Source organism: Kribbella sp. CA-253562 (genome assembly GCF_050942265.1).
Lineage (GTDB): Bacteria > Actinomycetota > Actinomycetes > Propionibacteriales > Kribbellaceae > Kribbella.
Genome location: NZ_CP192049.1, coordinates 4,145,285 through 4,166,859 on the forward strand (window position 1 = coordinate 4,145,285; position 21,575 = coordinate 4,166,859).

General features: G+C 70.9%; 19 protein-coding genes. 13 read left to right on the forward strand and 6 right to left on the reverse strand.

Annotated elements, in window-relative coordinates:
* Nucleotides 1-70: 70 nt before the first annotated feature.
* Both ACQPXM_RS19620 and ACQPXM_RS19625 read left to right on the forward strand, forming a co-directional pair.
* The gene (locus tag ACQPXM_RS19620) at nucleotides 71-2,140 is read left to right on the forward strand and encodes a sensor histidine kinase (protein WP_432950636.1); all 2,070 of its coding nucleotides are present in this window, start codon (nucleotides 71-73) and stop codon (nucleotides 2,138-2,140) included.
* Nucleotides 2,133-2,777 carry a response regulator gene (locus ACQPXM_RS19625; RefSeq protein ID WP_432950638.1) on the forward strand — a complete coding sequence of 215 codons (645 nt, stop codon included), beginning with the start codon at nucleotides 2,133-2,135 and terminating at the stop codon, nucleotides 2,775-2,777. The genes ACQPXM_RS19620 and ACQPXM_RS19625 overlap by 8 nt, the downstream gene beginning before the upstream one ends.
* Before the next feature lie 53 nt (nucleotides 2,778-2,830).
* Here ACQPXM_RS19625 and ACQPXM_RS19630 read toward each other — a convergent pair whose 3' ends face one another.
* The 3 genes from ACQPXM_RS19630 to ACQPXM_RS19640 are packed head-to-tail and all read right to left on the reverse strand — an operon-like array spanning nucleotide 2,831 to nucleotide 5,471.
* Nucleotides 2,831-4,036, reverse strand: a complete 1,206-nt coding sequence (locus ACQPXM_RS19630) for a M20 metallopeptidase family protein (RefSeq protein ID WP_432950640.1) — start codon at nucleotides 4,034-4,036, stop codon at nucleotides 2,831-2,833.
* A complete protein-coding gene (locus tag ACQPXM_RS19635; RefSeq protein ID WP_432950642.1) occupies nucleotides 4,033-4,548 on the reverse strand; it encodes an ankyrin repeat domain-containing protein in 516 nt (171 codons plus the stop codon). Before ACQPXM_RS19635 ends, ACQPXM_RS19630 begins: the two co-directional genes overlap by 4 nt.
* Nucleotides 4,545-5,471, reverse strand: a complete 927-nt coding sequence (locus ACQPXM_RS19640) for a 5'-3' exonuclease (RefSeq protein ID WP_432951055.1) — start codon at nucleotides 5,469-5,471, stop codon at nucleotides 4,545-4,547. The genes ACQPXM_RS19635 and ACQPXM_RS19640 overlap by 4 nt, the downstream gene beginning before the upstream one ends.
* 71 nt (nucleotides 5,472-5,542) lie before the next feature.
* Between ACQPXM_RS19640 and ACQPXM_RS19645 the strand changes: the two genes are divergently transcribed.
* Nucleotides 5,543-5,983 carry an Lrp/AsnC family transcriptional regulator gene (locus ACQPXM_RS19645; RefSeq protein ID WP_363677527.1) on the forward strand — a complete coding sequence of 147 codons (441 nt, stop codon included), beginning with the start codon at nucleotides 5,543-5,545 and terminating at the stop codon, nucleotides 5,981-5,983.
* Here the strand turns inward: ACQPXM_RS19645 and ACQPXM_RS19650 are convergent.
* Together ACQPXM_RS19650 and ACQPXM_RS19655 are read right to left on the reverse strand one after the other, a co-directional pair.
* Complete coding sequence (locus ACQPXM_RS19650; protein ID WP_432950645.1) at nucleotides 5,980-6,606, reverse strand: class I SAM-dependent methyltransferase; 627 nt, start codon at nucleotides 6,604-6,606, stop codon at nucleotides 5,980-5,982. The two genes, ACQPXM_RS19645 and ACQPXM_RS19650, sit on opposite strands and share 4 nt — an antisense overlap.
* A gap of 109 nt (nucleotides 6,607-6,715) precedes the next feature.
* Nucleotides 6,716-8,170 carry a KamA family radical SAM protein gene (locus ACQPXM_RS19655; RefSeq protein ID WP_432950647.1) on the reverse strand — a complete coding sequence of 485 codons (1,455 nt, stop codon included), beginning with the start codon at nucleotides 8,168-8,170 and terminating at the stop codon, nucleotides 6,716-6,718.
* A gap of 159 nt (nucleotides 8,171-8,329) precedes the next feature.
* On the opposite strand from ACQPXM_RS19655, the gene ACQPXM_RS19660 reads away from it, so the two are divergent.
* The 7 genes from ACQPXM_RS19660 (at nucleotide 8,330) to ACQPXM_RS19690 (ending at nucleotide 16,443) form a co-directional block, all read left to right on the forward strand.
* On the forward strand, nucleotides 8,330-9,382 hold the full coding sequence (locus tag ACQPXM_RS19660) for an L-erythro-3,5-diaminohexanoate dehydrogenase (RefSeq protein WP_432950649.1): 1,053 nt from the start codon (nucleotides 8,330-8,332) through the stop codon (nucleotides 9,380-9,382).
* Nucleotides 9,383-9,385: 3 nt separating this feature from the next.
* Complete coding sequence (locus ACQPXM_RS19665) at nucleotides 9,386-10,987, forward strand: amidohydrolase (RefSeq protein WP_432950651.1); 1,602 nt, start codon at nucleotides 9,386-9,388, stop codon at nucleotides 10,985-10,987.
* Complete coding sequence (locus ACQPXM_RS19670; protein ID WP_432950653.1) at nucleotides 10,975-12,552, forward strand: lysine 5,6-aminomutase subunit alpha; 1,578 nt, start codon at nucleotides 10,975-10,977, stop codon at nucleotides 12,550-12,552. Before ACQPXM_RS19665 ends, ACQPXM_RS19670 begins: the two co-directional genes overlap by 13 nt.
* Nucleotides 12,549-13,307, forward strand: a complete 759-nt coding sequence (locus ACQPXM_RS19675) for an OAM dimerization domain-containing protein (RefSeq protein WP_432950655.1) — start codon at nucleotides 12,549-12,551, stop codon at nucleotides 13,305-13,307. Before ACQPXM_RS19670 ends, ACQPXM_RS19675 begins: the two co-directional genes overlap by 4 nt.
* Nucleotides 13,304-13,693, forward strand: a complete 390-nt coding sequence (locus ACQPXM_RS19680) for a hotdog domain-containing protein (protein ID WP_432950657.1) — start codon at nucleotides 13,304-13,306, stop codon at nucleotides 13,691-13,693. Before ACQPXM_RS19675 ends, ACQPXM_RS19680 begins: the two co-directional genes overlap by 4 nt.
* A gap of 587 nt (nucleotides 13,694-14,280) precedes the next feature.
* Nucleotides 14,281-15,849 (forward strand): apolipoprotein N-acyltransferase, encoded by a 1,569-nt coding sequence (gene lnt / locus ACQPXM_RS19685; protein ID WP_432950659.1) that lies wholly within the window; start codon nucleotides 14,281-14,283, stop codon nucleotides 15,847-15,849.
* A gap of 33 nt (nucleotides 15,850-15,882) precedes the next feature.
* Entirely contained in the window at nucleotides 15,883-16,443 is a 561-nt protein-coding gene (locus tag ACQPXM_RS19690; RefSeq protein WP_432950661.1) for an FxsA family protein, read from the forward strand.
* A 1,115-nt stretch (nucleotides 16,444-17,558) separates the two neighbouring features.
* Here ACQPXM_RS19690 and ACQPXM_RS19695 read toward each other — a convergent pair.
* The gene (locus tag ACQPXM_RS19695) at nucleotides 17,559-17,945 is read right to left on the reverse strand and encodes an RNA polymerase-binding protein RbpA (protein WP_077016327.1); all 387 of its coding nucleotides are present in this window, start codon (nucleotides 17,943-17,945) and stop codon (nucleotides 17,559-17,561) included.
* 238 nt (nucleotides 17,946-18,183) lie between these two features.
* Here ACQPXM_RS19695 and ACQPXM_RS19700 point away from each other — a divergent pair, with 238 nt between their 5' ends.
* From ACQPXM_RS19700 to ACQPXM_RS19710, 3 genes are read left to right on the forward strand one after another with little or no spacing between them, the layout of a single operon-like run.
* Entirely contained in the window at nucleotides 18,184-19,572 is a 1,389-nt protein-coding gene (locus ACQPXM_RS19700; RefSeq protein ID WP_432950663.1) for an efflux RND transporter periplasmic adaptor subunit, read from the forward strand.
* Nucleotides 19,562-20,335, forward strand: coding sequence for an ABC transporter ATP-binding protein (locus ACQPXM_RS19705; RefSeq protein WP_432950665.1), 774 nt, complete (start codon nucleotides 19,562-19,564; stop codon nucleotides 20,333-20,335). Before ACQPXM_RS19700 ends, ACQPXM_RS19705 begins: the two co-directional genes overlap by 11 nt.
* Nucleotides 20,335-21,564 (forward strand): ABC transporter permease, encoded by a 1,230-nt coding sequence (locus ACQPXM_RS19710; RefSeq protein WP_432950667.1) that lies wholly within the window; start codon nucleotides 20,335-20,337, stop codon nucleotides 21,562-21,564. The genes ACQPXM_RS19705 and ACQPXM_RS19710 overlap by 1 nt, the downstream gene beginning before the upstream one ends.
* The last annotated feature ends 11 nt before the right edge of the window (nucleotides 21,565-21,575 follow it).

A 21,575-nucleotide genomic window follows, 5' to 3' on the forward strand; every position in this document is an offset into this window, starting at 1 on the left:
ACGTTGTCCCGGCCGAAACCGGGACAACCGACCCGCGACGGCGGGACACCAATTGGGTGACAATGCAACGGTGACCGAGGTGGGGGAGACCGAGGTGGGGGAGTCGCGACGGGCGGGCCGGGCGGCGGCCGTGCTGTGCGTGGCCGCGCTGATGCTCGCCGTCGCGACGGTCCTGCTCGACCTCGCCAACCAGGGTCGCGTCCCGCCGCAGGCCGAGCTCGACGCAGGCTGGTCGGCCGTGCTCTCCGGACTCGCCCAGACCCTGCCCGGTCTCCTGCTGCTCCGGCGCCTTCCACGCCACCCGGTCGCCTGGGTCCTGACGCTCAACGGCCTGCTCTGGATCGTCGACGGCTTCGCGTCCAGCTGGGCGGCGTACGCGGTCTACACGTCTCCCGGCCTGCCGGGCGCCGCGGCGGCGTACTGGTTCTACTCCCGGTTCGGCGCGATGCTGCTGCTCGGACTGCCGCTGCTGATCCTGCTGTTCCCGGACGGCCGGCTCGTGCGGGCACGGCTCTGGCGCTGGTTGTCGATCGCCAGCCTCGCCCTCACCGCGTTGCTGCCCTTGCTGCTGGTGGTCGTCCCGGTCGACGTGATGATCCGCTACCACGACGCCGCGCTCCCGCCGGAGATCACCCGGCTTCCGCTCGACCCGTTCGGCATCGATCTCCCGTACGCCGTGTGGGAGCCGGTGATGCGGTTCGCGTACGCCGCGGTCCTGGTCAGTCTGGTGATCCCGTTCGCGGTCACCGTGCACCGCTACCGCGCCGCCGACTCCGAGCGCCGGGCGCAGATCCGCTGGCTGATGTGGGCCGCGCTGGTGGACATGTTCGTCCTGCTGATTCCCTTGGAGAACCCGCCGGCCGTGGGCGCGATCGTGTTCGGGCTCGCGATCGCGCTGACCTCGGCCGCGATCGTCGGCGCCGTCACCAAGCACCGCCTCTACGCGATCGACCGGTTGCTCCCGGCCACCTTCCTGTACGGCGTACTGGCGCTGCTCGTGGTCGGCGTCGACCTCGCCGTCTTCGCCTTGGCCGGCGGCGTGCTGGGGGAGCGGGACGCCGCCCTGGCGGCGATCGCCGTGGTCGCTGTCGTCTACGCACCGCTGCGCAGCCGGCTCTGGCGGGCCGCGCGGCGGCTGGTCCGCGGATCCCGGGACGATCCCTACGCCACGGTGGCGACGCTCGCCGAGCGGCTGGAGTCGGCGGCCGATCCCGACGAGCAGCTCCGTGCCGTCGCCCGGACGCTGGCCGAGGCGTTCCGGCTGCCCTACGTCCGGGTCGAGATCGGACAGCGCGCGATCGTCGAGTACGGCCGGCAGACCGGTCCCACGATCGCGCTTCCGGTCGGCTACCGCGGAGAGCCGGTCGGGCAGTTGGTGCTGTGTCCGGGCGACGGCAGCAGCTTGTCCGAACGCGACCAGCGACTGCTCGGCGATCTGGCGCGGCAGGCGGCGGCCGCGGCGCGGGCCAGCGAGTTGAGCACCGAGTTGCAGCGTGGGCGCAGCCGCCTGGTCGCGGCCCGCGAGGAGGAGCGGCGACGGATCCGGCGGGACCTGCACGACAGTCTCGGCCCGTCGCTCGGCGCGGTCGCGCTGCGGATCGAGACCGCGCGCAATCTGGCCCGCTCGGCGCCCGACGAGGCCGACCGCATGCTCGACCAGGCGACGGCCGAGGTGGCCTCGGTGCTGGCCGACGTCCGGCGGCTGGTGCACGACCTGCGGCCTCCGGCGCTGGACGAGCTCGGCCTGGTCCGCGCGATCGAGCAGCAGGCCGAGCGGTTTCGGCTGTCCGGCTTGCAGGTGCGTGTCGAGGCGGTGCCGCTGGGTCCGTTGCCGGCCGGAGTCGAGGTCGCGGCGTACCGGATCGCGTCGGAGGCGTTGACCAATGTGGCGCGGCACGCGGCGGCCTCGCGGTGCGACATCCGGCTCGCGATCGGGGCCGGACCGGCTCTGGAGCTGTCCGTCACCGACGACGGGATCGGCATCGGCGAGCAGACCGCCGCGGGGGTGGGGATGGTCTCGGTGCGCGAACGGGCGGCCGAGCTCGGTGGCGTGTGCAGCGTGACCAGTCCGGCCGATGGTGGCACCGTCGTCGAGGTGAGGTTGCCGTTGGACGCCGTACCGGAGGTGCTGCATGTCTGAGTCGGTGCGCGTGATGCTCGTCGACGACCACCCGGTCTACCGCGACGGACTGGCCGCGCTGCTCGGGTCGCTGCCCGGCGTCGAGGTGGCCGGTACGGCGGGCGACGGGCTGGAGGCGGTCGAACGCGCCCGCGAGCTGCAGCCGGACGTGGTGGTGATGGACGTGCAGATGCCGCGGCTGGACGGGATCGAGGCGACCCGCCGGATCGTTGCCGACAGCCCGCACATCGGCGTCGTCGTGCTGACCATGGCCGAGCAGGACCAGACCTTGTTCGCGGCGATGCGCGCCGGAGCCCGCGGCTACCTGCTGAAGGGCGCGAACCAGGCGGAGATCCTGCGGGCGATCACCGCCGTGGCGCAGGGCGAGGCGATCTTCGGCCCGGCGGTCGCCCGCCGGGTCACCGAGTTCTTCGCCGGTACGCCGGCGCCGGACGGCGATCCGTTCCCGCAGTTGACCGCGCGGGAACGCGAGATCCTCGCGCTGGTCGCCGCCGGCCGTTCCAACCCGCAGATCGCCGCCGAGCTCTACCTGTCCCCGAAGACGGTCCGCAACAACGTCTCGAACATCTTCGCCAAGCTGCACGTGGCCGACCGGGCCGAAGCGATCGTCCAGGCCCGCACCGCGGGATTGGGGTAACAGGGGTCGCCGGAGGAGCGGGCGGTGCGGGCGGCGACGCCAGGCCCGCCCGGTCAGCCGCGGGCGATCCGGCGTACGGCCAGTTCGGCGAGCAGGGCCGCGCCGTCCGGGAGGACCGAGTCGTCGAAGTCGGCCAACGGGGAGTGGTTGTCGGCCGCGGCGTCGGGATCGGGGCCGGCGCAGGCGCTGAGATTCAGGTAGACGCCGGGAACCTCGTTGAGGACGTAGGACATGTCCTCGGCGCCGCAGCGCGGGTTGGCGCGTTCCCGGAACCGGTCGGAGCCGAACAGATCGACGATGGTGTCCCGGGCGAACTCGTACTCGGCCGGATCGTTGACCGTCACCGGATAGCCGATCTGGTACTGCACCTCGGCGGTCAGCCCGTGCGCGGCCGCCATCGACTCGACCAGCCGGGTCGACGTCAGCTGCACCTTCGCCCGGGTCTGTTCGGAGAAGGTCCGGACCGTCGCGTCGAAGAAGACGTCGTCGGGAATGATGTTCTCCTTCGTGCCGCCCGCGATCCGGCCGACCGTGAGCACGACCGGGTCGAACACGTCGAACTGCCGGGTGATCATCGTCTGCAGCGCGGTCACCACCTCGCAGGCCACCGGGATCGGGTCCTTGCCCCGGTACGGCGTCGACCCGTGCGTGCCGGCTCCGACGATCCGCACGTGCAACTGGTCGGCGGCGGCCATGAACGAACCAGGCTTGCTGCTCCACATCCCGAACGGCTGCCCGGCCGACCCGACATGCAGGCCGTACGCCGCGTCCGCGCGCCGGCCGGTGGCCTCCAGCACACCCTCGCGAATCATGATCGGCGCGCCGCCGGTGGTCTCCTCGCCGGGCTGGAACATGAACACCACGTCGCCGGCCAGCTGGTGGCGCAGCGCGTGCAGGATCTTCGCCGCGCCGACCAGACCGGCGACGTGCAGGTCGTGGCCGCAGGCATGCATCATGCCGGGGTGCTGGGACTTGAACGGTACGTCGGTCCGCTCGGTGACCGGCAGCGCGTCCATGTCGCCGCGCAGCAGGACGACCGGCCGGACCCCTTCGCTCGGGGCGGTGCCGCGCAGCACGGCGGTCACCGAGGACAGCTCCTTGCCGAGCGTGATCTCCAGGTCGAGCCCGTCGAGGGCCTCGAGGACCAGGGCCTGCGTCTTCGGCAGGTCGAGGTCGTACTCGGGGACCTGGTGCAGCGCGCGGCGCAGGTCGACGATCTCGGAACGGAACCGCTCGGCGAGGTCGAGGGTGCTGGTCACTCGGTGCCCTCCAGGAGGTTGATCAGGTCGGTCTGCTCGAACATCCGGGCGGTGTCGAGCGCGTTCGGGCTGCCGGCCGTCGGGTCGGCGCCGGCCGCGAGCAAGGTGCGGACGATCTCCGGCTCGGCCTTGAAGACGGCACCGGCGAGGGGGGACTGGCCGCGGTCGTTGAGCCGGTTCACGTCGGCGCCGCGGCCGGTCAGCAGCCGCACCGTCGACGGCTGACCGTTGTAGGCGGCAAGCATCACCAGAGTGTTGCCGGAGGCATCCGTCAGGTCGACCGGCACACCGCCGTCGAGATAGGCGGCCAGCCGCTCGTCGTCCCCGGAGCGAGCAAGATCGAAAACGAAGTGTGCGATCTCCGCCAACTGCTCGTCGCCTGCGGCGCCATCGGGCGGGGAGAAGTGGGAGGGGGCGGGAGCGCCGGGTGCCGCGGGCTCGGCGCCTTCGGCGCCGTTGCGTGGGTGGGAAGCAGGAGCCGGCTCATCGCGAGGTCCGGTCGGTTCACTCACGCGATGTCCTTCGGGCCGACGTTCAAGGCGTGCATCACTCGCTGCGCGCTGCTACCGAGCTCGAGCAGCTCGACCAGGTCGAGCCAGCGCTGCGGGTCAGCGACCTCGGTCGGCATCTCCGGGTGGTGGAGGTTGACCGGTGCGTCCTTCGCGACCGCGACGACCTTCGGGGCGACGTCGAGGTAGTCGCTCGCGTCCAGGATCTTGCGCTTGACCCCCGGCGCCATCGGCGTCGACGGGTCGGCCGCCGCGGCGCGGATCTCGTCCAGCCCCCCGTACGCCGTGACCAGCGACGCCGCGGTCTTCTCGCCGACACCCTTGACGCCGGGCAGGCCGTCGGAGGCGTCGCCGCGCAGGGTGGCGAAGTCGGCGTACCGGTTGGCGGGGATCGAGTACTTGGCCAGCAGCGCCTTCTCGTCGTACACCTCGGCCCGGCCGACCCCCTTGGCGGCGGTGTAGATCACCCGGATGCCGCGCGAGTCGTCGATCAGCTGGAACAGGTCACGGTCGCCGGTGACCACGTCGACCGGCATCGTCGCGCGGTGGCACAGCGTGCCGATCACGTCGTCGGCCTCGTGGTCGGGCGCCCCGGCGATCGCGATGCCGAGCGAGTCCAGGCAGGCCCGGATGAACGGCACCTGCACCTCCAGCCGGTCCGGCACGTCCTCGATCTGCTCCCCGCCGGCCGCGACGAACTCCACCCGCTGCGCCTTGTACGACGGGATCAGCTCGACCCGCCACGACGGCCGCCAGTTGTCGTCCCAGCAGGCGACCAGGTGGGTCGGCCGGTGGTTCTCGACCAGCCGCGCGATGAAGTCGAGCAGCCCGCGGATCGCGTTGGTCGGTGTCCCGTCCGCGGCCTTCATCGTGTCCGGCACGCCGAAGAAGGCGCGGAAGTACAGCGACGCGGTGTCCAGCAGCATCAAACGCTGGGGAGTCTCAGCCATGGGGTGATGCTTTCATGCCGGGGCCCGGGGGCAGTAGGGTCTCCAGCGTGGAGGACCTGGATCGCAAGATCGTCGCGCTGCTGGCGTCGGACGGGCGGATGAGCTTCACCGACCTCGGCAAGGCGACCGGCCTGTCCACGTCGGCGGTGCACCAGCGGGTCAAGCGGCTGGAGCAGCGCGGCATCATCCTGGGGTACGCGGCAACGATCGACCACACCGCGCTCGACCTGCCGCTGACCGCCCTGATCTCGATCCGCCCGATCGACCCGTCGCAGCCCGACGACTCGCCCGAGCGGCTGCGCGACGTCCCGGAGATCGAGTCGTGCTACTCGGTGGCCGGCGACTCCAGCTACGTGCTGATCGTCCGGGTCGCCTCACCGGCCGCGCTCGAGGAGCTGCTGGCCACGATCCGGGCCCGCGCGAACGTCTCCACCACGACCACGATCGTGCTCAGTACGCCGTACGAGCGCAGGCCTCCGGCGCTCTAGCTCTTCTGCGCGAAGAAGGCGGCGTACCCGCGCCCGGGTGTGCTGCCCGGCTCGGTGAGCTGGGCGGTGACGACCAGCCCTGCTTCGGCGAGCGACTCGACCATCACCTCGGGTCGGTACAGGTAGGCGGTGTAGCTGACTGGCATGCCGTACGCCTTCTCCGGCTGCAGCGTCTCGTCCTGGCCGGAGTGCGTCCCGATCAGGACCCGCCCGCCCGGTCGCAGCACGCGGGCGAACTCGGTGAACAGCCCGGGCAGCTCGGCGCGCGGGATGTGGAAGGTCGAGTACCACGCCAGCACGCCGCCGAGCTCGCCGTCCTTGAACGGCAGGTCGGTCATCGACCCGACCTCGAACGTGACGCCCGGATAGTTCTTCCGGGCCAGCTCGATCATCTTCGGCGACAGGTCGATGCCGGAGATGTCGCAGCCGACCGCCTTCAGGAAGCCGGTCGTCCGGCCGGCGCCGCAGCCCAGATCCACGATCGGGTCGCCGGTCAGCTCCGCGAACGCCGTCAGCATCGCCCGCTCGAGCGGGTTGCCGGCCATCCGGTCCTTGACCAGCTCGTGGTAGGCGTCCGCGACGTTGTCGTACGACGACCTCGTGGCGGCCAGGTGCTCAGTCACCCGGCCAAGGTTAGTCGCTGCCCGTAGCAGTCCCGCCACGCAGTCTGCGGGTGGGCAGTCTTCCGCCGGTGCCGTCGACCCCTGTCCGTCGGCACCGGCGGAAACCCGGTCAGGTGATCTGCAGCAGCTTCTGCGACTCGGCCGCGGCGCGCGAGGCGGCGGCCTGCTCGGTCGCCGCGGCGATCGAGTCGCCGGCGTGCGTGCGCCACCAGTCCTGGCCCTCGGCCGGCAGGGTGTCGATCGGGTCGTAGTACTCGTAGGTGCGGTTCAGCGCCTCCGGGTCCTGCTGCTCGATGCCGGTGCGGTAGTTCTTCTTCCAGTACGAGATGCCGCGCACCTCGTCGTACTCGGACAGCTGGTGCACCCAGCGCTTGCCGACGTACGGGACGTCGCAGACGATGCGCGGGGTGGCGAAGCCCGGCAGGTAGCCGAGAATGCCGTGCTGCAGGTGCTGCGCGTCCTTGACCGAGACCCGCCAGTGCTCGGAGAACGGGATCATGTCGCACATGTAGAAGTAGTACGGCGTGATCGTGGCGCCGTCGAGCAGCGCGAAACAAAGGTCGAGCAGCTGCGGCACCGAGTCGTTGACCCCGCGCATCAGCACGCCCTGGTTGCGCACGTCGCGCAGCCCGGCCTCGAACATCGCCTTGGTCGCCTCGGCCACCAGCGGCGTCACCGACTGGGCCGCGTTCACGTGGGTGTGCATGGCAACCATCACGCCTCGCTGCCGGGCGATCGTCGCGACCCGCTCGACGCCGGCCCGGACGTCGTCGTCCAGCCAGTGCTGCGGCATGCCCATCAGCGCCTTGGTGGCCAGCCGGATGTCGCGGATGTTCTCGATCTCCAGCAGGCTGGTCAGGAACGCCTCCAGCCGCGGCCAGGGCATGTTCGCCACGTCGCCGCCGGACACGACGACGTCCCGGACGCCGGGAGTGCGGCGCAGGTAGTCGAGCATGTCGTCCAGCCGCTGCTGCGGCTTGATCGTGAACTTCAGCTTGTCGATCACCGGCGTCGAGTTGCCGACCAGGTCCATCCGGGTGCAGTGCCCGCAGTACTGCGGGCAGGTGGGCAGCACCTCGGCCAGGACCTTGGTCGGGTAGCGGTGGGTCAACCCCTCCGTGGCCCACATCTCGTGCTCGTGCAGCGAGTCCCGCGTCGCGTGCGGGTGCGACGGCCAGTCGGTCCGCCGGTCGGTGAACATCGGCAGCATGTAGCGCCGGACCGGGTCGGCGTAGAAGGCCTCGGTGTAGTCGGCCGCGCCCTCAGGGACGATCGTGTTCAGCATCTGCGGCGGCAGCAGCATCGACATCGTCGCGCGCTCGGCCTGGTCGCGGGTGAGGTCCTCGTAGACGCGCTCCTCGAGCAGGTCGCCCATCACGTCGCGCAGCTGCTTGACGTTCTTCACGCAGTGCGACCGCTGCCACTGCACGGAGCGCCACTGCTCGGCGGTGACGTCGGCGAACCCCGGCATCCGGGTCCAGTCGGGCTCGACGAGCTCCGCGCGCCGGTAGGCATACGGCTGGCCGTCGGGAACGGTCAGCTCCGGGGTGATCAGCTCAGTCACAGAAGTCCTCCGGGGGCTCCATGGGTGATGCGGTCTTATGTGAGGATAGCGATAGAACGTCCCGCAGATCCAACAGTACGCCGCAAGATTTCCTCTCAGACCGGAAATCAGTAGTATTTTGCCCGGCTTCATCCGGAGCCGTGAACCCTTGGAGGCAGCGTGTCGTCGAGCCCCGTCGGACTGCACCGCGTGATCGAGCCGGCCGGTGTGCTGCCGCAGGCCGCGGCCCGGCTGGACGCGCATCCCGAGCTGTGGCCGGACGAGATCCGGATCGCGGTCGAGCGGCTCAACCTGGACGCGGCGTCGTACCGGCAGCTGGCCGAGGCGCACGGGCACGACGGCGAGGCGGTCCGGCGGGCGGTGCTGGAGATCGTCGCCGAGCGCGGCAAGATGCAGAATCCCGTCACCGGGTCGGGCGGCATGCTGGTCGGTGTCGTCGACGAGGTCGGCCCGGAGTCGCCGCTCGGCGTGAAGCCGGGGGACCGGGTTGCGACGCTGGTCTCGCTGACGCTGACCCCGCTGCGGATCACCGACGGCCTGCGCCGCTGGGACGGTCGCAGCGAGCAGGTCCCGGCCGAAGGGCACGCGATCCTGTTCGCCCGGTCGATCGTCGCGAAGCTGCCCGACGACCTGGTTCCGGAGCTGTCGCTGGCGGTGATGGACGTCTGTGGCGCGCCCGCGCTGACCGCGCGCGTGGTCCGCCAGTATGTCGACAAAGGCACAAAGCCTGTCGTGTCAGTAATTGGCGGCGCAGGGAAAAGCGGCTCGCTCGCCCTGGCCGCCGCGCGTCGTTCGGGAGCGGCCCGCACGATCGGCATCGTGCCGATCGAGGCCGAGCGCGAGCGGCTGGAGGCGGCTGGTCTGGCCGACGTCGTCGCGCTGGCGGACGCTCGCGATCCCGTCGCGCTCGCGGCGGCTGTCGAGGCGTCCGGGGGACCGGCCGACATCACCGTGGTCTGCGTGGACGTGCCCGGCTGCGAGCACGGCGCGGTGCTCGCGACGGCGTCCGGCGGCACGGTGATCTTCTTCTCGATGGCGACCTCGTTCTCGGCCGCCGCGCTCGGTGCCGAAGGTCTCGCGGCGGACGTGACGATGCTCGTGGGCAACGGTTACGTACCCGGTCACGCCGACTACGCCCTCGAGTTGCTGCGCTCCGAACCTGGTGTCCGGCAGCTCTTCGAGAGCCGGCTGAAGGCGGAGGGGCAGGATTAGCCCGTGCGCACACTTCTGACGAACGGATCCGTCTACTCACCCGCCGACCCCCACGCGACCGCGATCGCGTTCGACGACGGCGTGGTCACCTGGCTCGGCGACGACAGCAGCGCGTCGTCGTACGCGGACGGCGCGGACGAGGTGATCGACCTGCGGGGCAAGCTCGTCACGCCCGCGTTCGTGGACGCCCACGTCCACACCGCGCAGACCGGCGCCCTGCTGACCGGCCTCGACCTGATCGGCACCACCAGCCTGACCGAAGCCCTCGACCGGCTCGCCTCGTACGCCGGCCGGCTCGCGCCGGACGCCGTGATCGACGGCGCCGGCTGGGACGAGACCAAGTGGCCCGAGGGCCGGCCGCCGACGGCCGAGGAGCTCGACCGCGCCGGTGGCGGCCGCCGGGTCTACCTGTCGCGCGTCGACGGTCACTCCGGCGTCGTCTCGTCCTCGCTCGCGGCCGCGGTCGACGGACTCGCGGGCGAAATCGGGTACGACCCGAGCGGACGGGTCGAGCGGGACGCCAACCACGCCGTACGGGACGCGTTGAGCGAACTGGTCGGCGCCGAGCAGCGGCTGGCCTACGCTCGCGCCGCGGTGAAGGCGATGGCCGAGCGGGGGATCGGGGCCTTTCACGAGATGGCCGCGCCGCACATCGGACCGGTGTGGGAGCTGCCGCTGGTTCGCCAGGCGGCGGACGAATTGGGGCTCTCGGCAACCTTGTACTGGGGTGAGACGGGGGTCTTCGACAATGTCACCCAGTACGGGCTGGCCGGCCTGGCCGGTGACCTGAACGCCGACGGCGCGCTCGGCTCACGCACGGCCGCGCTGCGAGCGGCGTACGCCGATCGGGCGGATCACCGTGGGCACGCCTACCTCACGCCCGAGCAGATCGCCGAGCACGTGATCGCCTGCACCGAGAAGGGCGTCCAGGCCGGCTTCCACTGCATCGGAGACCTTGCCCTCGACAACATCGCCCGCGGCTTCGAGCTGGCGGCCGAGAAGGTCGGCGTCCCGGCGCTGCTGGCCGCGCGGCACCGGCTCGAGCACGTCGAGATGCCGGACGCCGAGGTCGTCGCGACCCTGGCGAAGTGTGGCGTCGTGGCCAGCGTGCAGCCGATGTTCGACGGTCACTGGGGTGGACCGGACGGCATGTACGCCGAGCGCGTCGGGGACCGCTGGGAGGGCATGAATCCCTTCGGCACACTCCAGCGCGCCGGTGTCGTGCTCGCCTTCGGATCGGATGCGCCGGTGACCTCACTCGGTGGGTGGGAGGCCGTTCGTGCGGCCGCGTTCCACCACACCGAGTCGGAGCGGATCACCGTCCGGGCCGCGTTCCAGGCGCACACCCGGGGTGGCTGGCGGGCGGCCGGGATCGACGACGCGGGTGTGCTCGCGCCGGGCTCCGCCGCGACGTACGCGGTCTGGGAGATCGATGCCGACCTCGTCGTCCAGACGCCTGACCCGCGGGTCGCGGCCTGGTCGACCGACCCGGGCGCCGGCGTACCGGTGCTGCCCGATCTCAGTGACCCGGCTGTTGTGCCGAGCTGTCTGCGGACCGCAGTCGGCGGCCGGCTGGTGTACGACTCCGAAGGATGGTCCCAGTGACGCGTGCGGTGAAGAAGCTCGACCTCGATCCGGTCACCGTCCGGAAGGCGCGCAGCCTGGCGCGCAAGGCGGGCAAGCCGATCGTGAACATCGCCCGGCAGCACACCACGGTCTCGGTCGAGCGGGCCGTGCTGCGCCTGGCCGGTCTGGCCGGTGCGGACTCCGAGGGCATCCCGTGGGTGAACCGGCTGGCCGACACCGTTCGGGCCGACGTCGGCCTCGAGCACGGACTCGCGCTGCCGGTGTGGGACGCGCTGGTCCGGGGCGAGGCCGAGGACCTCGCGGTGCTGGCGCAGAAGGCGGCGTCGGGCTCGGTCACCTTCCGGCTGCCGGAGGGGCGGGACGCCGTACGGGCTCGTGCCGCGGCGCGCAAGGCGGCGGCCGGCGGGCTGAAGAAGGTGGACGCGCGGCGTCGTGAACGGGACCGGCTGATCGCCAAGTACGGCGATCCCGAGCAGCGGCCGTGGATCTACCTGATCGTTGCCACCGGCGACATCTACGAGGACATCCCGCAGGCCCAGGCGGCCGCGCGGGCCGGTGCCGACATCATCGCGGTGATCCGGTCGACCGGGCAGTCGCTGCTCGACTACGTGCCCGAAGGCGCCACCCGCGAGGGGTTCGCCGGCACGTACGCGACGCAGGAGAACTTCCGGTTGATGCGCGCGGCACTGGACGAGTCGTCGCGCGAGCTCGGCCGCTACATCCGGCTGACCAACTACGCGTCCGGGCTGTGCATGCCGGAGATCGCGACGCTGGCGGGGCTGCAGCGGCTCGACATGATGCTGAACGACTCGATGTACGGGATCCTGTTCCGCGACATCAACCCGATCCGCACCTTCGTCGACCAGCGGTTCAGCCGCCAGATCCACGCCCGGGCGGGGATCATCATCAACACCGGCGAGGACAACTACCTGACCACCGCGGACGCCGTCGAGGCGGCGCACACGGTCACGGTGTCGCAGCTGCTGAACGAGTACTTCGCCAAGGAGGCGGGGCTGGAGGACTGGCAGCTCGGACTCGGGCACGCGTTCGAGATCACCCCGGAGATCCCGGACTCGTTCCGGCTGGAGCTCGCGCACGCGATGCTGGCCAGGCAGTTGTTCCCGGACGCGCCGCTGAAGTGGATGCCGCCGACGCGGCACATGACCGGCGACGTGTTTCGCGGCTACCTGCTGGACGGCTTCTTCAACCTGGTCGGCGCGATGACCGGGCAGGGCATCCTGCTGGTCGGCATGATGACCGAGGCCGTGGTCACTCCCTGGATCTCCGACCGCGACCTGGCGCTGCAGAACGTCCGGTACGTCTTGGGTGCCGCAGGCAACCTCCACGAGGACTTCCACCCGGCGCCGGACGGCTTCATTGCCAACCGGGCCCGGCAAGTGCTGGGGGAGTCGGTCGAGCTGCTCGAGAAGATCGTCGACGACGGTCTGCTGAACGCGATCGGCGACGGCACGTTCGGGTTGATGAAGCGCCCGCAGGACGCCGGTCGTGGTCTGGACGGCGTCGCTCGGCGTTCGGCGGCGTACTACAACCCGGCGATCGAACTGCTCGAGGAGGCACAGTGAGCATTATCAGGCCGTACGGCGACACCACCGGCGACGGAATGGTGCAGATGTCGTTCACGCTGCCGATCCCGCACGACAAGCGGGCCGAGGGCGCGGCGGTGCAGCTGGCCAACAAGATGGGCATGGACCCTGCGCTGGTCGTGCACGCCAAGCCGATGGGGCCGGACTTCACGTTCTTCGTTGTCTACGGCCCGGTTAACCACCTGGTCGACACCGACAAGGTCGAGGTGATCGAGCGCGACTATCCGCTGCTGTCGCCGAAGGACGCGAACCTGGCCATTCGCAAGGGATTGCGCCGCCGGCTGACCGTGGTCGGCGCGTGTATCGGCACCGACGCGCACACCGTCGGCATCGACGCGATCATGAACATCAAGGGCTTCGCGGGCGAGAAGGGCCTGGAGTACTACCGCGAGCTGAAGGTGGTCAACCTCGGCGCCCAGGTCGCCGTACCGGAGCTCGTCCGGCGCGCGAAGGCCGAGAAGGCGGACGCGATCCTGGTCTCCCAGGTGGTCACCCAGCGCGAGGCGCACGTGCTGAACACCAAGGAGATGTCGGCCGCGTTCCGCGAGGCCTATCCCGAGGAGTCCCGCCCGATTTTGGTTGCCGGTGGCCCCCGTTTCACCGAGCAGATGGCCGACGAGCTCGGCGTCGACCGGGTCTTCGGCCGCGGCACGACGCCCGGCGAGGTGGCCAGCTACCTGGTCGACGTCCTGGTCACCCGCCGGATCCGCACCCCGAACAGGAGAAGCGCATGAGCAAGGCCGAAGTCGGTCTGTCGGTCACCCACCGCCGGTACGTGCCGTACAGCCACGCGCACTACGCCGGGCACCTGGTCGACGGCGCGTACGTGCTCGGCCTGTTCGGTGACGTCGCGACGGAGGTCTGTATCCAGGCCGACGGAGATGAAGGTCTTTTCGCTTCCTACTCCGACGTGCAGTTCGTGCAGCCGCTGCGGGCCGGCGACATGGTCGAGGTGACCGCGACCATCTCCCGGGTCGGGACCCGCAGCCGGGAACTCGAATTCGCCGCCCACGTCGTGTGCCGCGGGCGGCCGGACAAGTCGGAGTCGGCCGCCGAGGTCCTGGCCGAGCCGCTGCTGATCACCAGGGCGACCGGAACGGTCGTTGTCCCGGTAGCGTGACGATTCGTTGCCCTGGGTAACGAACACGTGGCGTGCCGAGACGGCTCTGTAACGTGACTTCGCTTTCGCGCGGCCGTTATTCCCTTCAGGACAGCCGAAAGTGTTACAACGCCTTGAAGGAGGCGGCGCAGAGGTTGACACCGCCGCTGCGAGCGAGCATCGTTTTGGGAGTCGTCAGAGTCCATTCTTTCAACGGACACACAGAGTTCGGCCACCGGATGATCCCGCGACGCTGACCAGGCCAGTGCCAGGCTTGAGTCGACGGGGGCTGAGATCGCCGGTGGACAGCCCCCCGCGGGGCAGAGGTGGAAGAGGTTCGGCGCCCAGTAGACAACAGCCGGGCGGCTCGCATCCAGCGGGTCCGCCGGTTGGTCCGAAGGGCGGCCGAGCCTCTTTCCTCTCTCGGCCACTGATCGCGACCGGGCCCACGCCGGCCCGTGGCTTTTCCGAGCCCCGCCGGTGCCGTAACACCGCTGCGAGAGCTGTCCGTCACCTTCCGGAACTCTGCCGGATCTCTTCGGTGCACTCGTACGTTGTACCGTCGTGCGCACCGGTAGGTACCGGATGGTGAGGCGAAGGGGACCCGAGTGGAGCAGTTGTTGGCCCTGGCACGGCTGGTGCTCAGGATCGTGGTGGCGATCGGCGCGGGGGCGCTGCTCGGGCTCGCGTTCGAGCCGCACGACCACCCGTGGCTCGCCGTCGTCGCCGTACCGCTGTTCCTGGCCGCGCTCAACGGCGTCTCGGTCAAGGGCGGCATCCTGGTCGGCGCCGGCTTCGGCATCACCTACTACGCCGTTCTGGTGCCCTGGCTCAGCGTGATCGGCGGCGACGCCGCGATCGCGCTGGCGATCCTCGAGGGACTCTTCTACGCCGTCTTCGGTGCGTTCGCCAGTCAGGTCCTCAAGCACAAGCTGTGGCTGCTGTGGATCCCGTGCCTGTGGGTGGCCACCGAGTTCGCGACCGCCTCGGTGCCGTTCGGCGGGTTCCCGTGGGGGCGGCTGGCCTGGGCGTTCGCCGACTCGCCGCTCGGCAAGCTCGCCTCCGTGGTCGGGATCGCCGGGCTGAGCTTCGTCGTGGCGCTGCTCGGCGCGCTCGCCTACGCCGCCGTACTGCGACGCCGCAGCGGCCTGGGGCTGCGCGCGGTCGCGGTGGTCGCCGGTATCGCGATCGTCGGCGGCAGTTCGCTGATCACGCTGTCGACCGCGGGCAACGGCAAGTCGGTCACGGCGGCGATGGTGCAGGGCAACGTGCCGGGCAAGGGTCTGGAGTTCCTCGGCCGCGCCCGGACCGTGACCAAGAACCACATGAACGCGACGCTGGACCTGCAGAAGCAGGTCGAGGCCGGCGCGCAGGTCAAGCCGGACCTGGTGATCTGGCCGGAGAACTCGACCGACATCGACCCGTACAAGGACGCCGAGACCCGGCGGGACATCGAGACCGCCGTGCAGGCCGTGCGGGTCCCGATCCTGGTCGGCGCGGTGACCGAAGGCCCTGGCCCGAACGAACGCCAGACCACCGGCATCGTCTGGGACCCGGCCACCGGGCCGGGACAGCGTTACGCCAAGCGGCACCCGGTGCCGTTCGGCGAGTACATCCCGTTCCGCGAGCAGCTGCTGCCCTACATCAAGCGGCTGGAGATGGTCGGCCGGCAGACCGCGCCCGGCGTGGGTCCGGGCCTGATGCCGATCAACGGGGTCACCTACGGCGACCTGATCTGCTTCGAGCTCGCCTACGACGACGTGGTGTCCGACGTGGCCAAGGGCGGCGCGCAGATCCTCGTCGTCCAGACCAACAACGCGACGTACGGCGGCACCGGGCAGCCGGAGCAGCAGTTCGCGATCACCCGGATGCGCGCGATCGAGACCGGGCGCACGGTGCTGATCGCGTCGACGTCCGGAATCTCCGGCGTGATCCAGCCCGACGGGACGATCGAGCACAAGTCGGCCCAGTTCGTGCCGGACGTGTACGTCACATCGGTGCCGGTCCGCGACCAGCTCACGCTGGCGACCCGGCTCGGCGGCTGGCCGCAGTGGCTCTTGACCGGTCTGGGGATCATGGGAGCAGTGCTGGCGCTGGTCGCGCGACGCACCCGCCGCCCGGCGGATCCCGGCACCCCGCCGGCCGCGACCCCCAGTCCTGAGAAGGTGCCGGTCTGACCTGGTCGGCGTGGGGAGTAGGAGAGGTGCACCGTGAGCAACGTGTCCGGTAGTCCCGCGCGGAAGACCCGAGGCCTGCCCTGGTTCGTCGCGGCGGCGTTGCTGGTGGTCCCGATCGTCGAGATCTACGTGATCATCCAGGTCGGACAGGTGATCGGCGGCTGGCCGACGGTCGCGTTGCTGCTGGTCGAGAGCGCGCTCGGCGCCTGGCTGATCAAGCGCGAGGGACGGCGGGCGTTCGCGGCGCTGAAGGCGTCACTGGACACCGGCCGGATGCCCGGCAAGGAGCTGGCCGACGCCGCCCTCCTGCTGATCGGCGGCACGCTGCTGCTCACCCCCGGGTTCGCCACCGACATCGTCGGATTCTTTTTCGTCCTCCCGTTCACGCGGCCTCTCGCGCGCCGGGCCCTGTCGGCGTTCCTCGGCCGCCGCATCGTCGCCCAACTCGGCGGCAACCCGATCACCGGCTTCATGCCCGGCACCTTCCGCCCGCCCACCGCCGACCAGGCCGAAGCCCAGCGCCGCCGCAACGACGACGTCATCCAGGGCGAGGTCATCGACCCCGACCAGCCGCCCCGCCCCCAGGACCGCTGACCCACAGACCGGCGCTGGAAACCACCTCCCGTGCCCCTCCGGAACGACCGCTCCAGGTAGGTCCCCGCTCCGGCCACCTCCGGCTCGGGCTGCTGCTCCGGCCGGGACTGGGGCTGGGGTCTACCGCTCCGGACCTGCTCCGGCTGAGGCGCGGCTCCGGCCGAGCGCCGGCTGAGGCCCGCCGTTCCGGCCAAGCTCCGGCTAAGGCCTGCCGCTCAAGACCTGTTCCCGCTGTCGACCGCCGCTCAAGACCTGTTCCGGAGGGAGCCGCCGCTCGCGTCCGGCCCCCGCTGGAACCACAGCTCCGGCCCGGCTGCGCCCGCCGCTCCCGTCCAGCTCCCGCCGTCCACCACCCCTCCGGCTAAGGCCCGCCGCTCTGGACCTGCTCCCGCTGTGGACCGCCGCTTAAGACCTGCGGGAACCGCCGCTCGCGTCCAGTCCCCGCCGTCCACCGTCGCTCCGGCCCGGCTCGGGGTGAGGCCCGCGTCGCTCGCGTCCAGCTCGCGCCGTCCACCGTCGGTCCGGCTGAGGCCCGCCGCTCGCGTCCAGCTCGCGCCGTCCACCGTCGCTCCGGGCCGGCTCCAGCTGGGGACCGTCACTCCGTCCGGCTCGGCTCGGGACCGCCGCACGGGCTCCCACTGCCCGTCGAACCCTCGCATTTGGTGGGTTAACCCGTCTGGTGGTGGGTTCGTGACGCTTATGACGTGGGTGAACCCACCACGTCAGGGGTTAACCCATCAAATGGCGTGCGCGAGGGAAGTGCGCGGTGGGGGATCGGCCATCCAGGAGTGGCCCGGGGGTGGAGGTGCAGGGAGTGAGGAGGTGCGGGGGTGAGGACGGGCGGGGGTGTGGAGGTGCAGGGGGTGAGGAGGTGCGGGGGTGTGGAAGTGCAGGAGTGCGGGGGTGTGGAGGTGCAGGGGGTGAGGAGGTGCGGGGGTGTGGAAGTGCAGGGGGCGAGGAGGTGCGGGGGGTGAGAAGCCGGGTGAGGACGAGCGCAGGGGAGGAGGTGCGCGAAGCGGGGGCGCGGCCCGGGATTCGGCGCCCGGTGTGAGCAGGAACACAGCGAACGGGCCGTTCCGCGTCGTTGCGGAACGGCCCGTTCGGGAGTTCTGAGGTCAGGCGGTGCGCTTGCCTGTGGTGTTGCGGGCCCGGTGCAGGTGCGCCGGGCCGATCTCGCCGTTGCGCAGCAGTTGGACGCGCTCGGCGAGCAGCTCCTCGAGCTCGGAGATGCTCCGGCGCTCGCGCAGCATGTCCCAGTGCGTCCGGGCGGGCTTCTCCTGCTTCGGCTCCGGCTTCTCACCGGTCGACCGGGCGGCCTCGCTGCCGCAGTGCGGGCACTCCCAGACAGCGGGCACCTCGGCGTCGTGCGCCATGGTCACCTCGACCACGTGACCGCGCGGGCAGTCGTAGGTGATCATCTGGCGCGGCGCGAACTCGACGCCACGGTCGTCCTCGAAGCTGACCCCACCCAGCCCCGAACCACGCAGAACGCGATTAGACATGTCAAACCTCCGAGATTTCGTCATCCGTGCCAACGGTCGGCCGGCTCGGATCATTCCCATTTTGGCATGCCCGAGGCCAAGGTACGCACCTGACGAGCCCGTCGTGACCCCCTGTCATCGGCTGTTCACAGATGACCATGTGTCGCGGACCACAGTCTGAAACGAGCATTCGCATTCACAGCCGGTTGCCAGCCGGCCCGAATCCATTCCTCAGCAACGCTGCCTAGCGTCGGCGTCCATGCGCTTGCCAACGGTCGTCCCACGCCACAAATTCCGTGGCCTCAACCTGCTCAACGTGGCCCTGGTGGCGGTGGTCGTGGCCGTCGCGGTCACCGCCTACCTGCTGTTCTTCCGGGACGAGTCCGAAGCAGCCGGTACGACGCGCCCGAGCGTCGCCGTCGCCCGCGGCGAGGTGGTCGCGAGCGTCAGTTCGAGCGGGACACTGCAGAGCTCGCGGTCGGCGGCACCCCAGTTCACGACCTCCGGCACGGTCGTCGCGGTCTACGTGAAGGTCGGCCAGGTGGTCGCCAAGGACGCGGCGATCGCGAAGATCGATCCGGCTCCGGCGCAGCGGCAGGTCCGGATCGCCGAACAGAACCAGATCGCCGCCGCCAACTCCGTCGACGCCGCCCAGGAGTCCCTCAACGACGCCGAGCAGGCCGCCGAGGACGCCGAGCAGGCCTCGGCCACTCCGACGACCGCCGCTGGTGACGCGGCCGCTGGAGGTCAGGGTGCGGTGCAGAGCCAGCAGGATCCCGCGCTTGCCGTGACGAACGCGAAGGCGAGCCTGGCCCGGGCGAAGGCGGACAGGGAGCAGGCCGACCAGAACCTCGAAGCGGCCCGGGCGGCGGTCGCGGCGACGACGCTGCGGGCGCCGATCGCCGGCACGATCACCGCGGTGAACGGCTCGGTCGGCTCCGTCGCCGGCGGCTCGAGCGGCACTGGTTCGAGCGGTGTCGGGTCGGGCGGCACGGGATCAGGTGCCACATCCGGCACGACCGGCTCAGGATCGGGCGCAGGTTCAGGCACCACGTCCTCGACCTCGACCTCAGCTTCAGGCTTCGCCGAGCTCGCGGATCTGACCGCGCTCCAGGTGGTGGCCGCGTTCCCCGAGGCCGACGCGGTCAAGATCAAGCCAAAGCAGGCGGCGACCGTCACGCTCAACGCCGACCCGGGCTCGCCGTTGCCCGCGACGTTGCTGTCGGTCTCGCCGACGCCGACCACCACGAACGGCGTCGTCTCGTACTCCGCGACGTTCAGCCTGACCAAGCTGCCGGCCGGGGCGCGGATCGGCCAGACCGCGAGCGTCGCCGTGCAGACCGCGAAGGCCTCGAACGCGCTGTTCGTGCCGAGTACGGCGGTCGCCACCTCCGGGACGACGCACACGGTCACGCTCACCGACGGCACCACGCGCGAGGTCCAGGTCGGCGTACAGGGTGGGAGCTTCACGGAGATCAAGTCCGGCCTGAAGGAAGGCGAGCAGGTCGAACTGCTGCAGGGTGCGATCGGCGGGACCGGGACCGGTGGCGGTCAAGGCCGGCAGTTCCCGGCCGGCCAGCTCGGCCAGGGAGCCGGGCAAGGCGGCGGGCAGTTCGGGCAGGGCGGGGGAGCCAACCGTGGCCGCTGACGCCCTGATCGAGATCCGGGACGTCACCAAGACGTACGGCGTGGGCGAGACCGCCGTGCACGCGCTGCGCGGTGTCTCCCTGCGGGTCGAGGCCGGCGACTACGTGGCGGTGATGGGCTCGTCCGGTTCCGGCAAGTCGACGCTGATGAACATCATCGGCTGCCTCGACGTCCCGAGCCGCGGTGAGTACCGGCTGGACGGTACGAACGTCGCCCGGCTCACCGAGGACCAGCAGGCGCTCGTCCGCGGCCGCAAGATCGGTTTCGTCTTCCAGTCGTTCAACCTGATCCCGCGGACCAGCGCCCTCGCGAACGTCGAGCTGCCGCTCACCTACGCCCATCTGCGCCGGTTCGAGCGGCGGCACCGAGCGCGGCGAGCGCTGGAACTGGTCGGGCTCGCCGACCGCGAGGACCACCGGCCGAACCAGCTCTCCGGCGGGCAGCAGCAACGCGTCGCGATCGCCCGGGCCCTGGCCACCGGCCCGCGGATCCTGCTCGCCGACGAGCCGACCGGCAATCTCGACGCGCACTCGACCGACGAGGTGCTCGGCCTGTTCGACGAGCTGAACGCCGAGGGCCGGACGGTGGTCGTGATCACCCATGAGGACGAGGTCGCGCGGCGCGCCCGCAGGCTGATCCGCGTGGCCGACGGCCGGATCGTCGCCGACGAACCTGTACCAGGTGGCGGCCCGGCCAGTCGTGGCGTCGCCCCCGAACCATCACCGGATGGTGGCCGAGCCCGCGCCGACGAGGTGACCCGCTGATGTCACCTCGCGACCTGTTCGGGGCCGCCCTGCGCGGTCTCGGCGCGAACAAGCTGCGCTCGCTGCTGACCGTGCTCGGAGTGTCGATCGGAGTCGGCGCGGTGATCGTGCTGATTGCTGTCGGCAACGGATCGGCCCGGGCCGTGCAGGACCGGTTGGAGGCCATGGGCACCAATCTGCTGACCGTCTCGACCTCCGGTGCAGGCGGCGGTTTCGCCCGCGGACAAGCCGGTCCGGCCGCCCAGCAGTACACCCTCACGCTGGCCGACGCCGAAGCTCTCGCCGACGACCGGCTCGCGCCCGACGTGGCAGCGGTCGCCCCCGTGATGACCAGCTCCGGTACGGCGACCAACGGCGACACCAGCTACACCGTCAACCAGATCATCGGTACGACGCCCGAGTACCTGCCCGCGACGAACACGCCGGTCGGCACCGGCCGGGCCTTCACCCAGCAGGACGTGGACACTTCGCAACGGGTGATCCTGCTCGGCCAGACGGCGGCGAGCGAGTTGTTCGGCCGTCCGGCGGCCGCCGTCGGCCAGAGCGTCAAACTCGGCGCGGTCGACTTCGTCGTTCTGGGGGTGCTGGCGAGCAAGGACAGCACCGGGTTCGCCGATCCGAACGCGGCCGTCGTCGTACCGATCAGCACGCTGCGGTCGACCCAGGCCGGGTACGGCGCGCTGAACCAGATCGTCGTCCAGGCGGCGGCCAAGGATCGCGTCGACGTCGCGCAGGCCGAAGTGACCGAGCTGCTCGCGGCCCGGCACCAGGTCCCGGCCACGCAGACCTCGCCGTTCCGGATCACCAACTCGGCGCAGATCCTGCAGACCAGCCAGGACACCGCCGCGACGTTCACCGCGCTGCTCGCGACGGTCGCGGCGATCAGTCTGGTGGTCGGCGGCATCGGCGTCACCAACATCATGCTGGTCACGGTCACCGAGCGGACCCGCGAGATCGGCATTCGCAAGGCGCTCGGTGCCCGGCGGCGGGCGATCCTCGGGCAGTTCCTGATCGAGGCGACGCTGCTCAGTCTGATCGGTGGCACGGTCGGGGTCGTGGCCGCGCTCGTCGTCAGCCGGTTCGAGCTGGCCGGCGTCCGGCCGGTGCTGGTGCCGTCGTCGATCGCACTCGCCTTCGGGGTGTCCGCGGCGATCGGTCTGTTCTTCGGCAGCATGCCCGCGCACCGGGCCGCCGGTCTTCGTCCCATCGACGCCCTTCGGCACGAGTAGAGAGGCTTGCC